This window comes from Staphylococcus equorum (assembly GCF_029024965.1).
Classification (GTDB): Bacteria; Bacillota; Bacilli; order Staphylococcales; family Staphylococcaceae; genus Staphylococcus; species Staphylococcus equorum.
In genome coordinates this window covers 2,380,113-2,394,950 of sequence record NZ_CP118982.1, presented here as the reverse complement: position 1 = coordinate 2,394,950, position 14,838 = coordinate 2,380,113, and the positions used below count along the sequence as shown (strand labels likewise).

Annotated in this window: 14 protein-coding genes and 1 other annotated feature; all 14 genes read left to right on the top strand. The window is 36.4% G+C overall.

Annotation, left to right across the window (positions count from 1 at the left end; all coding sequences use genetic code 11):
* The 14 genes from PYW44_RS11700 to rpoC all read left to right on the top strand — a co-directional run bounded on the left by PYW44_RS11700 (position 1) and on the right by rpoC (position 14,740).
* Positions 1–387 (top strand): Mini-ribonuclease 3, encoded by a 387-nt coding sequence (locus tag PYW44_RS11700; protein ID WP_002508580.1) that lies wholly within the window; start codon positions 1–3, stop codon positions 385–387.
* 7 nt (positions 388–394) lie between these two features.
* Positions 395–1,144 carry a 23S rRNA (guanosine(2251)-2'-O)-methyltransferase RlmB gene (rlmB, locus tag PYW44_RS11695; protein ID WP_002508579.1) on the top strand — a complete coding sequence of 250 codons (750 nt, stop codon included), beginning with the start codon at positions 395–397 and terminating at the stop codon, positions 1,142–1,144.
* Positions 1,141–1,665 (top strand): NYN domain-containing protein, encoded by a 525-nt coding sequence (locus tag PYW44_RS11690; RefSeq protein WP_002508578.1) that lies wholly within the window; start codon positions 1,141–1,143, stop codon positions 1,663–1,665. The genes rlmB and PYW44_RS11690 overlap by 4 nt, the downstream gene beginning before the upstream one ends.
* Before the next feature lie 71 nt (positions 1,666–1,736).
* The gene (locus PYW44_RS11685) at positions 1,737–2,306 is read left to right on the top strand and encodes a sigma-70 family RNA polymerase sigma factor (RefSeq protein ID WP_069802617.1); all 570 of its coding nucleotides are present in this window, start codon (positions 1,737–1,739) and stop codon (positions 2,304–2,306) included.
* Between the two features lie 137 nt (positions 2,307–2,443).
* A complete protein-coding gene (gene rpmG, locus PYW44_RS11680; protein WP_002508576.1) occupies positions 2,444–2,587 on the top strand; it encodes a 50S ribosomal protein L33 in 144 nt (47 codons plus the stop codon).
* 130 nt (positions 2,588–2,717) lie between these two features.
* Positions 2,718–2,897: a preprotein translocase subunit SecE gene (secE, locus tag PYW44_RS11675; RefSeq protein WP_002484168.1), complete on the top strand. Its 180-nt coding sequence runs from the start codon at positions 2,718–2,720 to the stop codon at positions 2,895–2,897.
* A 14-nt stretch (positions 2,898–2,911) separates the two neighbouring features.
* Positions 2,912–3,460 (top strand): transcription termination/antitermination protein NusG, encoded by a 549-nt coding sequence (gene nusG, locus PYW44_RS11670; RefSeq protein ID WP_002508575.1) that lies wholly within the window; start codon positions 2,912–2,914, stop codon positions 3,458–3,460.
* Between the two features lie 332 nt (positions 3,461–3,792).
* Positions 3,793–4,215, top strand: coding sequence for a 50S ribosomal protein L11 (gene rplK, locus PYW44_RS11665; RefSeq protein ID WP_002508574.1), 423 nt, complete (start codon positions 3,793–3,795; stop codon positions 4,213–4,215).
* 231 nt (positions 4,216–4,446) lie between these two features.
* Positions 4,447–5,142, top strand: coding sequence for a 50S ribosomal protein L1 (gene rplA / locus PYW44_RS11660; protein WP_002508573.1), 696 nt, complete (start codon positions 4,447–4,449; stop codon positions 5,140–5,142).
* Between the two features lie 85 nt (positions 5,143–5,227).
* Positions 5,228–5,375 (top strand) — a sequence feature (ribosomal protein L10 leader region).
* Positions 5,376–5,437: 62 nt separating this feature from the next.
* Complete coding sequence (rplJ, locus tag PYW44_RS11655) at positions 5,438–5,947, top strand: 50S ribosomal protein L10 (RefSeq protein WP_002508572.1); 510 nt, start codon at positions 5,438–5,440, stop codon at positions 5,945–5,947.
* 40 nt (positions 5,948–5,987) lie between these two features.
* On the top strand, positions 5,988–6,356 hold the full coding sequence (gene rplL, locus PYW44_RS11650) for a 50S ribosomal protein L7/L12 (protein WP_002508571.1): 369 nt from the start codon (positions 5,988–5,990) through the stop codon (positions 6,354–6,356).
* A 259-nt stretch (positions 6,357–6,615) separates the two neighbouring features.
* Positions 6,616–7,224, top strand: a complete 609-nt coding sequence (locus PYW44_RS11645) for a class I SAM-dependent methyltransferase (protein ID WP_002511358.1) — start codon at positions 6,616–6,618, stop codon at positions 7,222–7,224.
* Between the two features lie 199 nt (positions 7,225–7,423).
* Positions 7,424–10,975 carry a DNA-directed RNA polymerase subunit beta gene (gene rpoB / locus PYW44_RS11640; RefSeq protein ID WP_002508569.1) on the top strand — a complete coding sequence of 1,184 codons (3,552 nt, stop codon included), beginning with the start codon at positions 7,424–7,426 and terminating at the stop codon, positions 10,973–10,975.
* A gap of 168 nt (positions 10,976–11,143) precedes the next feature.
* On the top strand, positions 11,144–14,740 hold the full coding sequence (gene rpoC / locus PYW44_RS11635) for a DNA-directed RNA polymerase subunit beta' (RefSeq protein WP_162129936.1): 3,597 nt from the start codon (positions 11,144–11,146) through the stop codon (positions 14,738–14,740).
* Positions 14,741–14,838: the final 98 nt, after the last annotated feature.

Genomic DNA, 14,838 nt, shown 5'->3' with positions numbered 1-14,838 from the left:
ATGGATAACAAATTATTGAATCCTTTGACGTTGGCATATATGGGCGATGCTGTTTTAGATCAACACGTGAGAGAATATATCGTGTTGAAATTAAAAGCTAAACCTAACCGATTACATCAAGAAGCAAAACGCTATGTGTCTGCTAAGAGTCAGGCAGAGACACTTGAGTTTTTAATGGAAAACAATTGGTTTACTGAAAGTGAACAAGATATTGTGCGTCGCGGTAGAAATGCTAAAAGTTATACAAAAGCGAAGAATACAGATATACAAACATATCGTAAAAGTTCAGGATTAGAAGCCGTCATTGGTTTTTTATATCTAGAAAAAGAACATGAACGTTTAACATCATTGTTAGAATGTATCGTAAAAAATGTAGATGAAAGGTAGTGGTACTGTGGAAGAGATAGTTATAGTCGGTCGCCATGCAGTTAAAGAAGCGATTGTCTCAGGACATACAATTAATAAGATTTTAATTCAAGATACTATCAAAAAAGGTCAAATAAATGAAATTTTAAAAAAAGCAAATAGCCAAAAAATCATTGTACAAACAGTGCCGAAATCTAAAATAGACGGATTGTCAGAGTCACCTCATCAAGGGATTGCAGCATATATTGCACCATATGAATATGCAGATTTCGATGAATTTTTAGTTACGCAAAAAGCACAAGACAAATTATCTACAGTACTTATACTAGATGGTTTAGAAGATCCGCATAATTTAGGATCGATTTTAAGAACGGCTGATGCCTCAGGTGTGGATGCAGTTATCATTCCAAAGAGACGTTCAGTTGCACTAACACAAACGGTAGCTAAAGCCTCTACAGGTGCAATAGAGCACATACCTGTTATTCGTGTGACGAACTTAGCTAATACGATTGATACTTTAAAAGACAATGGTTATTGGGTTGTTGGTACTGAAGCGGAGAATTCAACGGATTATAGAGAAATGGATGCAGCTATGCCTTTAGCGATTGTGATTGGAAGCGAAGGACAAGGTATGAGCCGTTTAGTAAAAGATAAATGTGACTTCTATATCAATATTCCTATGGTTGGTCATGTTAATAGTTTAAATGCGTCAGTAGCAGCAAGTCTGATGATGTATGAGGTTTACCGCAAACGTCATCAGATTGGAGATAAGAGATGAAGGATCGTTACTTAATCATTGATGGTTATAATATGATAGGGCAATCGCAGGACTTAAGTCGAATAGCAAAAGACAATCTCGAGGAAGCACGTGATCAATTACTTACAGCTATAGCGAATTACAATGCTGTAATAGCTGATGAAGTTGTCTGCGTTTTTGATGCTTATGAACAATCCGGCCCACCTACAGAATATATGTACCACGGGGTTAAAACGATATTCACAAAAGAAAAAGAAACGGCAGACAGTTATATAGAACGTTATGTCTATGATTTATACGAGAAACATACTAGACATATTACGGTTGTCACAAGTGATATGAGTGAACAACATGCGATATTCGGTGCGGGAGCTTATCGTATATCTTCAAGAGAGATGTGGAGAGACTTAAGAGAGAACGAAGTATCTGTATCTAAAGAGCTCGATGGCTTCAACGAACAAAAGCCACGAACACGAATAGAGCTCTCTCATGAGATTCTTAAAGAATTTGAAAAATTAAGACGTGGAGACAATCACAAATAACTATTTTGCACCTTGATTTTTTTATAGCAAACTCTGTATCCTATGCTTACTTTAAGGAAAGGATTACGGACATGTTTGATAGAATTCACAACAAAGAATGTACAACTTATTCGAAGAATCGATTACAAAATGAAATTGATGTGGAACAAATTATTGATGAAATGACACCATTGATTAATAAAAGATTAAATCATTTTTCAGTTCACCCGAGTGACAAAGAAGATTTATGCCAAGAAGTACTTTTGGAATTGTATAGTGTATTAAGCCGTTTTGATTTTACAGAAGTGACGCCTTTAGAACATTATGTCAATTGCGTCATAAAAAATGTAAAAAATGATTATATACGCAAAAAAATGTATACACAACGCCGTCAAGAAGTGCTTGTGAATGAATTTATAGTTACTTATAATAATTCAAAATCTGAACAACCTATAGACAGATACATCATTGCACGGGAAATATCTTCGCAATTAAAGCAGTGCTTGAAAAGACTAACCGATTTAGAACAACGTATTATAAGTTATATTTTAATAGACTATAAACCACAGGAAATTGCACAAATTTTAAATTTAAACACCAAAGTAGTTTACAATGCCATACATCGTTGTAAAATAAAGATAAGACGTTGTTTGGAAAAATGAAAATATGTATTGAAACCAAGTTGTATGTAGTGCCAGTATCACGAAAATAGCATGTTTGAGTGGATTGCTGACAATTGACAATTGACTCAGAAGTTCTGTATAGTAGATTGGTATTATAATGAGTAAGGTGAAGTCTAATGAAAAAAGTACCACTGAATTGTGAAGTCTGTGGCAGTAGAAATTATAATGTTCCGAAACAAAGTAACCTTACATCTAGAATGACATTAAAAAAACATTGTCCGAGATGTAATGCACATACGATGCACAAGGAATCAAAATAATAAGATGACATATTAAGTAATCAGTTGAGTGAATATATCTTTCCAACTAAGTTGAGAGTATTGTATTTGCTTGATTTGTTATATGGAATAAGCAAATAAGGAATAACGAAATAATACGGAGGTCTTGTTAATGGCTAAAAAAGAAAATTTCTTCCAAGGCGTAAAGTCAGAAATGGAAAAGACAAGTTGGCCAACGAAAGAAGAATTATTTAAGTACACAGTCATTGTTGTAGCTACAGTAGTATTTTTCTTAGTGTTCTTCTATGCCTTAGACTTAGGAATTGGTAGAATTATAGAGTTAATTAAATAGATAGGAGTGACGACATGTCTGAAGAAGTTGACGCAAAGCGTTGGTATGCTGTGCATACTTATTCTGGTTATGAGAATAAAGTTAAAAAGAATTTAGAAAAACGTGTTGAATCTATGAATATGACAGAAAAAATATTCAGAGTAGTTATACCGGAAGAGGAAGAAACACAAGTTAAAGATGGTAAAGCCAAAACATTAACTAAAAAAACATTTCCTGGTTATGTATTAGTTGAATTAGTGATGACAGATGAGTCATGGTATATTGTGAGAAATACACCTGGCGTAACAGGATTTGTTGGTTCAGCTGGTTCTGGATCTAAACCTAACCCATTGCTTCCAGATGAAGCACGTTTCATCCTTAAACAAATGGGCATGAAAGAGAAAACAATTGATGTTCAATTAGATTTAGGTGAACAAGTGAGAGTTAAATCAGGTCCATTCGCTAATCAAGTTGGCGAAGTTCAAGAAATTGAGGCTGATAAATTCAAACTTACTGTTCTCGTAGACATGTTTGGTAGAGAAACACCAGTAGAAGTAGAATTTGATCAAGTTGAAAAACTGTAAATGATTACAAGTGCTAAGGCACTTGCATAAGTGGCACTAATCTCGCTAAAGCGAGAAGAGCCACTTTACATGCATTAAGAACCTCTAATCACTAAAGTGATGAAAGTTTTGAGGATTACCTGAGCTAAAGCTCATGCATAACAATATCTAATCACTAAAGTGATAAGATATTGTTTAAAAAAGTTACACTTTACCATTGCGTTATCAAACGGGTTAATGGTATAATACTGTGGTCGCGCTCATAGAGCGTTCATTTCGTCACGAAATGTAGAAGAGTGGGAGGACAAAATTGAGTCCTGTGACCACATCACGATATCAAGGAGGTGCACATCGTGGCTAAAAAAGTAGAAAAAGTAGTTAAATTACAAATTCCTGCAGGTAAAGCAAATCCAGCACCACCAGTTGGTCCGGCATTAGGTCAAGCAGGTGTGAATATTATGGGATTCTGTAAGGAATTCAACGCACGTACACAAGAAGACGTAGGTTTAATCATACCGGTAGAAATTAGTGTTTATGAAGATCGTTCATTTACATTTATTACAAAAACACCACCGGCTCCAGTACTACTTAAAAAAGCTGCTGGCGTTGAAAAAGGTTCAGGCGAACCTAATAAAAACAAAGTAGCAACAGTAACTAAAGATCAAGTACGTGAAATTGCAAACCAAAAAATGCAAGATTTAAACGCTGCAGACGAAGAAGCAGCTATGCGTATTATCGAAGGTACTGCTCGTAGTATGGGTATTACAGTTCAATAATTAAAAATTAGTAATGAAAACATAGATTGACGATAGAAGCAGATGACAGAAAAGACAAACATGATGACAGCATTCAATATTGTCGTAATATGAGGAATAAATGTCATTTATTAAGGAAGTTCATTCCAACGATAAAATACAATTAAACCTCTCTGTTATCTGCTCTTAACTTGTGAAAACAAGTAAATGTGGGAGGGAATTCCGCTAAAACCACTGAAGGAGGAACATGAAATGGCTAAAAAAAGCAAAAGATATCAAGAAGTAGCTAGCAAAATTGATCGTGAAAAACACTACAGTGTTGAAGAAGCGATTGCATTAGCTAAAGAAACAAGCATTGCTAACTTTGACGCATCAGTTGAAGTAGCATTCCGTTTAGGTATTGATACACGTAAAAATGATCAACAAATCCGTGGAGCAGTAGTGCTTCCAAACGGTACTGGTAAATCACAAAGTGTATTAGTATTCGCAAAAGGCGAAAAAGCAGCTGAAGCAGAAGCAGCAGGTGCTGATTTCGTTGGTGAAGGTGAATACGTAGAAAAAATCCAACAAGGTTGGTTTGATTTCGACGTAGTAGTAGCTACACCAGACATGATGGGCGAAGTTGGTAAACTTGGTCGCGTATTAGGACCTAAAGGTTTAATGCCAAACCCTAAAACTGGAACAGTAACTATGGATGTTACTAAAGCAGTTGAAGAAATCAAAGCTGGTAAAGTTGAATACCGTGCTGAAAAATCAGGTATCGTTCATGCATCAATTGGTAAAACATCATTTGATACTGAAAAATTAGTTGAAAACTTCAGAACTTTACAAGACGTTTTAACTAAATTAAAACCTGCATCAGCTAAAGGTACTTACTTCAAATCTGTTGCTGTAACAACAACAATGGGTCCTGGAGTTAAAGTTGACACATCAGGCTTTAAACTATAATTTTTAACATAAAATATTTTAAGGCTGAAAGTCTTGCTTTCAGCCTTAAATAAATATTGACATAACACATGAAACCAGTTATATTGGTTAATGTATTATTTTACCTAAGACAGTAGGAGTTAGTGATAACTTAAAATTATATCCTGCCGAGGCTAAAATTGACTTGAACGTGAAGAATTTAGATCTTTCAAGCACTTTTTGCCACGGGTAGAAAGTGCTTTTTTTATTGAGTAATGTTTATAAGGACAATAACTCAAGATAAAAAGCACCAAACTAAATCTATGGAGGTGTCTAAATGTCTGCTATCATCGATGCAAAACAACAACAAGTTGATATCATTGCAGAACAACTTAAAAACTCAGTATCTACAGTTATCGTTGACTATCGTGGTCTAAGCGTTGCTGAAGTAACTGAATTACGTTCGCAATTACGTGAAGCTGGTGTTGAGTATAAAGTTTACAAAAACACTATGGTTCGCCGTGCAGCTGAACAAGCTGGTATTGACGGGTTAAACGAATTCTTAGTAGGTCCTACAGCAATCGCAACTTCAACTGAAGATGTAGTTGCTCCAGCGAAAGTAATCGCGGGATTCGCTAAAGAACATAAAGCATTAGAAGTTAAAACAGGTGTTATGGAAGGCAATGTTATCTCAGCAGAGCAAGTTAACACTGTTGGTACATTACCATCACACGACGGTCTTGTTTCTATGCTTTTATCAGTATTACAAGCTCCAGTACGCAACTTCGCTTATGCGGTTAAAGCAATTGGAGAAGAACAAGAAGGAAAAGAAGAAAGCGCTGAATAATTGCGCATAAACTAATAACAATTAATGGAGGAATATTAAAATGGCTAATCAAGAACAAATCATTGAAGCAATCAAAGAAATGTCAGTTTTAGAATTAAACGACTTAGTAAAAGCAATTGAAGAAGAATTTGGTGTAACTGCAGCAGCTCCAGTAGCAGCAGCAGGCGCAGCAGGTGGCGGAGACGCTGAAGCTGAACAAACTGAATTCAACGTTGAATTAACATCAGCTGGATCATCTAAAATCAAAGTTGTTAAAGCTGTTAAAGAAGCAACTGGTCTTGGATTAAAAGACGCTAAAGGTTTAGTTGACGATGCTCCTAAAGTAATCAAAGAAGGACTAGCTAAAGAAGACGCTGAAGAACTTAAAGCAACTTTAGAAGAAGCTGGCGCTACAGTAGAAATCAAATAATTTTTGCTGTCTAACAGTTAATAATTATATAGTGAAGATGATACAAGCAGCTTAATGCATCGCTACTTCGGTACGCTGATTTTAAGTGAAATGTATTTTATCTGAAATCTTTGAGAAATGAAAACCCCGTTATTAGTATAACGGGGTTTTATCTTATTTGATCTATATCTATGGTCGTTACTGTGGTTCGACCACAATGTGACATATAACATGGGTATAGTATTAATCTAAGAAGAATTAGATTAAAAGAGGTGTAGTCATGAGTCATTATTATGATGAAAATCCTGAAGTAGAAAGTGATGAGTTGCTTTTTACGTACTCCTACGATAACTGTAAATTAGAGCTAGTAACAGATTCAGGCGTCTTTTCAAAAGGAAAGATTGACTTTGGATCAGATTTATTAGTAAAAACTTTTTTGAAAGCATATCCTCCTGGCCCTACTAAACGCATCTTGGATGTTGGTTGTGGTTATGGCCCTATCGGTTTAATGATTGCAAAAACTTCCCCGCATCATGAAGTGACGATGGTTGATGTTAATCAGCGTGCACTATCATTATCAAGAAAAAACAGAAAAAAGAACCGTATAGAAAACGTGGAAATCAAAGAAAGTGATGGTTTATCGCAGGTAGAAGTCGGCGCTTATGATTTTATGCTGACTAATCCACCGATTAGAGCAGGAAAAAAAGTCGTTCACAGCATTTTAGAAGACGCATATAAGGTATTAAAGCAAGATGGCGCGCTGTATGTCGTAATTCAAAAAAAACAAGGCATGCCATCAGCAAAGCAAAAAATGCAAGACACTTTTAACAATGTAGAAGTCTTAGCAAAAGACAAAGGTTACTACATTTTAAGAAGCACGAAAGCTTGATTTAAAAGTATCAATCTGATATAGTAATAGAATGTAAAAATTTATGTTCAATAAGTGTGTACTTTTACGTGTAAATGAACAATGTATATGAGGTAAAATGGAAAATGGTGTCATTTGGTATGCTACCGTTTTCTTTTTATCTCATTATATTGGCTCATTTAGTAAAAGTAAACACGCAATTTTTGAGGGGTGAATCTGTTTGGCAGGTCAATTTGTCCAATATGGAAGACATCGTAAACGTAGAAACTATGCGAGAATTTCAGAGGTATTAGAATTACCGAATTTAATTGAGATTCAGACTGAGTCTTACGAGTGGTTCTTAGAAGAAGGTTTATTAGAAATGTTTAGAGACATTTCTCCGATTGAAGATTTCACAGGCAATCTTTCTTTAGAGTTTGTAGATTATAGACTCGGAGAACCGAAATATGATTTAGAAGAATCAAAAAACCGTGATACAACGTATTCTGCACCTCTACGTGTAAAAGTACGTCTAATCATCAAAGAAACTGGAGAAGTGAAAGAGCAAGAAGTATTTATGGGCGATTTCCCATTAATGACAGATACAGGTACATTCGTAATAAATGGTGCTGAACGTGTAATCGTTTCACAATTAGTTCGTTCACCATCCGTATACTTCAATGAAAAACTAGATAAAAATGGTCGTACAAACTTCGATGCAACAATCATTCCTAACCGTGGTGCATGGTTAGAATATGAAACTGATGCGAAAGATGTTGTTTATGTACGTATTGATAGAACAAGAAAATTACCATTAACAGTATTATTACGTGCTTTAGGTTTCTCAACTGATCAAGAAATTGTTGATCTTTTAGGTGAAAACGAGTACTTACGTAATACTTTAGAAAAAGATGGTACTGAAAATACTGATCAAGCATTATTAGAAATTTATGAGCGCTTACGCCCTGGCGAACCGCCTACAGTTGAAAATGCTAAGAGCTTATTATATTCTCGTTTCTTTGATCCGAAACGTTATGACTTAGCTAGTGTAGGTCGTTACAAAGCGAATAAAAAACTTCATTTGAAACACCGTTTATTCAATCAGAAATTAGCTGAACCAATTGTTAATACTGAAACAGGTGAAATTGTAGCTGAAGAAGGTACAGTCTTAGATCGTCGTAACTTAGATGAGGTTATGGATGTACTAGAAGCAAATGCAAACAGTGAAGTCTTTGAATTAGAAGGTACTGTTATTGATGAACCTGTTGAGATTCAATCAATCAAAGTATACGTTCCGAACGATGAAGAAGGACGTACAACTACAGTGATTGGTAATGCTTTCCCTGATTCAGAAGTGAAATGTATTACACCAGCAGATATTATTGCATCAATGTCATACTTCTTTAACTTGTTAAGTGGTATTGGATTTACAGATGATATTGACCATTTAGGTAATCGTCGTCTACGTTCAGTAGGGGAACTATTACAAAATCAATTCCGTATTGGTTTATCAAGAATGGAACGTGTTGTACGTGAAAGAATGTCTATCCAAGACACTGATTCTGTTACGCCTCAACAATTAATCAATATTCGTCCTGTTATTGCATCTATTAAAGAATTCTTTGGTAGCTCTCAATTATCACAATTCATGGACCAAGCTAACCCATTAGCCGAGTTAACACATAAACGTCGTTTATCAGCATTAGGACCCGGCGGTTTAACACGTGAACGTGCTCAAATGGAAGTACGTGACGTTCACTATTCTCACTATGGTCGTATGTGTCCAATCGAAACACCAGAGGGTCCGAATATCGGACTTATCAACTCACTATCTAGTTATGCGCGTGTGAATGAATTTGGTTTCATTGAAACACCTTACCGTAAAGTAGATCTTGAAACACATTCAATCACAGACCAAATTGACTACTTAACAGCTGACGAAGAAGACAGCTATGTAGTAGCTCAAGCAAACTCTGTATTAGATGAAAATGGTCGTTTCGTAGAAGACGAAGTTGTTTGTCGTTTCCGTGGTAATAACACAGTTATGGCTAAAGAAAAAATGGACTACATGGATGTTTCACCTAAACAAGTTGTTTCTGCTGCGACAGCATGTATTCCTTTCTTAGAAAACGATGACTCTAACCGTGCATTGATGGGTGCAAACATGCAACGTCAAGCAGTGCCATTGATGAATCCTGAATCACCATTCGTAGGAACTGGTATGGAGCACGTGGCAGCACGTGACTCTGGTGCAGCAATTGTTGCAAAACATAAAGGCCGTGTTGAACACGTTGAATCTAATGAAATTCTTGTACGTCGACTTATTGAAGAAGATGGTCAAGAATATGAAGGCGAATTAGATCGCTATCCATTAGCTAAATTCAAACGTTCAAATACTGGTACATGTTATAACCAAAGACCTATCATTGCTACTGGCGATGTAGTGACTAAAGGCGAAATTTTAGCTGACGGTCCTTCAATGGAACTTGGTGAAATGGCATTAGGTAGAAACTTAGTTGTTGGTTTCATGACTTGGGACGGTTATAACTACGAGGATGCTGTAATCATGAGTGAACGTCTAGTTAAAGATGACGTATACACTTCTATTCATATTGAAGAGTATGAATCTGAAGCACGTGATACAAAACTAGGACCTGAAGAAATCACTCGTGATATTCCTAACGTTTCAGATAGTGCACTTAAAAACTTAGATGACCGCGGTATTGTATACGTAGGTGCTGAAGTTAATGATGGTGACATCTTAGTCGGTAAAGTAACGCCTAAAGGTGTAACAGAATTAACTGCAGAAGAACGTTTACTACATGCAATCTTCGGTGAAAAAGCACGTGAAGTTCGCGATACATCATTACGCGTACCTCATGGTGCAGGTGGTATTGTTCTAGATGTTAAAGTCTTTAACCGTGAAGAAGGAGACGACACATTATCTCCAGGTGTTAACCAATTAGTTCGTGTGTATATCGTTCAAAAACGTAAAATACACGTTGGTGACAAAATGTGTGGTCGACATGGTAACAAGGGTGTAATTTCTAAACTTGTTCCTGAAGAAGATATGCCTTATTTACCAGACGGCACGCCAATCGATATCATGTTGAACCCACTTGGTGTTCCATCACGTATGAATATCGGACAAGTATTAGAGCTACACTTAGGTATGGCTGCTAAAAACTTAGGTATTCACGTTGCTTCACCAGTATTTGATGGTGCGAGTGATGATGATGTATGGTCAACAATTGAAGAAGCTGGTATGGCTCGTGACGGTAAGACGGTATTATATGACGGACGTACAGGTGAACCATTTGATAACAGAATTTCAGTTGGTGTAATGTACATGCTGAAACTTGCTCACATGGTTGACGATAAATTACACGCACGTTCAACAGGACCTTACTCACTTGTTACGCAACAACCACTTGGTGGTAAAGCACAATTTGGTGGACAACGTTTCGGTGAGATGGAAGTATGGGCACTTGAAGCATACGGTGCTGCATATACACTTCAAGAAATCTTAACTTACAAATCCGATGATACAGTAGGTCGTGTGAAAACATATGAATCTATTGTTAAAGGTGAAAACATCACTAAACCAGGTGTTCCTGAATCATTCAGAGTATTGATGAAAGAATTACAAAGTTTAGGGTTAGACGTTAAGATTATGGACGAGCATGACAATGAAATTGACATGCAAGACAATGAAGATGATGATGTCGTTGAACGTAAAGTGGATCTTCAACAAAAAGAAGCGCCACAATCACAGAAAGAAATTACAGACTAATTGCATTTAAGTTTATAAAAGAATACACCAAGTTAAGGTACAATACATGTTCGTATTTGCCTTAATCTTGGTTATTCCATTATTGATATAGAGCAATCAATCAATTTGCACAGCTAATCTAAATTGAAGGAGGTAGGCTCCTTGATTGATGTAAATAATTTCCATTATATGAAAATAGGACTTGCTTCACCCGAAAAAATCCGTTCATGGTCTTTTGGTGAGGTTAAAAAGCCAGAAACAATTAACTATCGTACTTTAAAACCAGAAAAAGATGGTCTATTCTGTGAGAGAATATTTGGACCTTCGAAAGACTGGGAATGTAGTTGTGGTAAATACAAACGTGTACGTTATAAAGGTATGGTTTGTGACAGATGTGGAGTAGAAGTAACTAAGTCAAAAGTGCGCCGTGAAAGAATGGGCCATATTGAATTAGCTGCGCCTGTATCACACATTTGGTACTTCAAAGGTATTCCAAGTCGTATGGGTCTTTTATTAGATATGTCGCCAAGAGCGTTAGAAGAAGTTATTTACTTCGCTTCTTATGTTGTTGTTAACCCAGGTCCAACTGGTTTAGAGCAAAAGACATTATTATCTGAAGCAGAATTCAGAGAGTACTATGATAAATTCCCAGGTAAATTCAACGCCAAAATGGGTGCTGAAGGTATCAAAGAATTACTACAAGAAATCGACTTAGACGCTGAACTTAAACAACTAAGAGATGAGTTAGAATCAGCAACAGGTCAAAGACTTACACGTGCAATTAAACGTTTAGAAGTAGTTGAATCATTCAGACATTCTGGTAATAATCCAGCATGGATGGTGTTAGACGTACTTCCAATTATCCCACCAGAAATCAGACCAATGGTTCAATTAGATGGTGGACGTTTTGCTACAAGTGATCTTAATGATTTGTATCGTCGTGTTATCAACCGTAACAACCGTTTGAAACGTTTATTAGACTTAGGTGCTCCAGGCATCATCGTCCAAAACGAAAAACGTATGTTACAAGAAGCTGTTGATGCACTTATCGATAATGGTCGTCGTGGCCGTCCAGTTACTGGACCAGGTAACCGCCCATTAAAATCTCTTTCTCATATGTTAAAAGGTAAACAAGGACGTTTCCGTCAAAACTTATTAGGTAAGCGTGTTGACTATTCAGGTCGTTCAGTTATTGCAGTTGGACCTAGCTTGAAAATGTATCAATGTGGACTACCTAAAGAGATGGCATTAGAATTGTTCAAACCTTTCATCATGAAAGAATTAGTTCAACGTGAAATTGCTACAAACATTAAAAATGCGAAAAGTAAGATTGAACGCATGGATGATGAAGTTTGGGACGTATTGGAAGATGTTATCAAAGAACACCCAGTACTTTTAAACCGTGCACCAACACTTCACAGATTAGGTATTCAAGCATTTGAACCTACATTAGTTGAAGGCCGTGCAATTCGTCTGCATCCACTTGCTACAACAGCTTACAACGCTGACTTTGATGGTGACCAAATGGCAGTTCACGTACCATTATCTAAAGAAGCTCAAGCAGAAGCACGTATGTTAATGCTTGCAGCACAAAATATCTTAAACCCTAAAGATGGTAAACCAGTTGTAACACCTTCACAAGATATGGTGCTAGGTAACTATTACTTAACTTTAGAGCGTAAAGAATCAGTGAATACTGGTGCGATTTTCAATGATACAAATGAAGTGTTAAAAGCTTATGCGAATGGCTACGTACACTTACATTCACGTATTGGTGTACATGCTAAATCATTTAATAATCCAACATTTACTGAAGAACAAAACAAAAAAATCTTGTTAACTTCAGTTGGTAAAGTTATATTCAATGAAATCATTCCGGATTCATTTGCATATATTAACGAACCAACACAAACTAATTTAGAAAATAAAACACCAGCTAGATATTTCGTATCAGCTACTGAATTAGGAGAAGGCGGATTAAAAGAATACTTCGATAACCAAGAATTAATTGAACCTTTCAATAAGAATTTCTTAGGAAATATTATTGCAGAAGTCTTCAATCGTTTCAGCATCACAGATACTTCTATGATGTTAGACAGAATGAAAGACTTAGGATTCAAATTCTCAACTAAAGCAGGTATCACTGTTGGTGTATCTGATATCGTAGTATTACCAGATAAACAAGAAATTTTAGATGAACACGAAAAATTAGTTGAGAGAATTACGAAACAATTTAATCGTGGTTTAATCACTGAATTTGAACGTTATAACGCTGTTGTTGAAATTTGGACTGACGCTAAAGACCAAATTCAGCAAAAATTAATGGGCTCACTTGATAAAACAAACCCAATCTTTATGATGAGTGACTCTGGTGCCCGTGGTAACGCATCTAACTTTACACAGTTAGCAGGTATGCGTGGACTTATGGCTGCACCATCAGGTAAGATTATTGAATTACCAATCACTTCTTCATTCCGTGAAGGTTTAACAGTGTTAGAGTACTTTATCTCTACCCATGGTGCGCGTAAAGGTCTTGCCGATACAGCACTTAAAACAGCCGATTCAGGTTACCTTACTCGTCGTCTTGTTGACGTTGCTCAAGATGTTATTGTTCGTGATGAAGATTGTGGCACTGACCGTGGTCTACTTGTTTCTGATATCAAAGAAGGTACAGAAATGATCGAACCATTCATCGAACGTATCGAAGGACGTTATTCTAAAGAAACTGTCCGTCATCCAGAGACTGATGAAGTAATTGTAAAACCAGATCAATTAGTAACTGCAGACATTGCTAAACAAATTACAGACGCTGGTATTGAATCAATGTATATACGTTCAGCATTTACATGTAATACACGTCACGGTGTTTGTGAAAAATGTTACGGTAAAAACCTTGCTACTGGTGAAAAAGTTGAAGTTGGTGAAGCAGTTGGTACAATTGCTGCACAATCAATTGGTGAACCAGGTACACAGCTTACAATGCGTACATTCCATACAGGTGGTGTAGCAGGTAGTGATATCACGCAAGGTCTTCCACGTATTCAAGAGATCTTCGAAGCACGTAATCCTAAAGGTCAAGCCGTGATTACAGAAATCGAAGGTGTCGTTGATGACATCAAGATTGCGAAAGACCGTCAACAAGAAATCGTTATTAAAGGTGCGAACGAATCTAAATCATATTTAGCTTCAGGTACTTCAAGATTGAAAGTTGAGGTTGGTCAAAGCGTTGAACGTGGTGAAGTTCTAACTGAAGGTTCAATCGAGCCTAAGAACTATTTATCTGTATCAGGTTTAAATGCAACAGAAAGCTATCTATTAAAAGAAGTTCAAAAAGTTTACCGTATGCAAGGTGTAGAAATTGATGATAAACACGTTGAAGTTATGGTTAGACAAATGCTACGTAAAGTACGCATTATCGAAGCTGGAGATACTAAGTTACTTCCAGGTTCATTAGTAGATATTCACAGCTTTACTGATGCAAACCGTGACGCATTTAAAGAACGTAAACGTCCAGCAACAGCTAAACCAGTCTTACTAGGTATTACGAAAGCGTCTCTTGAAACAGAAAGCTTCTTATCAGCAGCTTCGTTCCAAGAAACAACACGTGTACTTACAGATGCTGCAATTAAAGGTAAACGCGATAACTTACTTGGTCTTAAAGAGAATGTTATCATCGGTAAATTAATTCCAGCTGGTACTGGTATGAGACGTTACAGAGACGTTAAATACGACACAGTTGCACCAAATGCAACAGTTTCAGAAGAATCAGAGACAACTAAGATATAATTCTTTTTACTGAATAAACAAGGTGATCGAGATATTATATTTCGATCACTTGTTTTTTATGTTTTTTGAAGAATTTATCGTATTTAAAGTTGACTCAA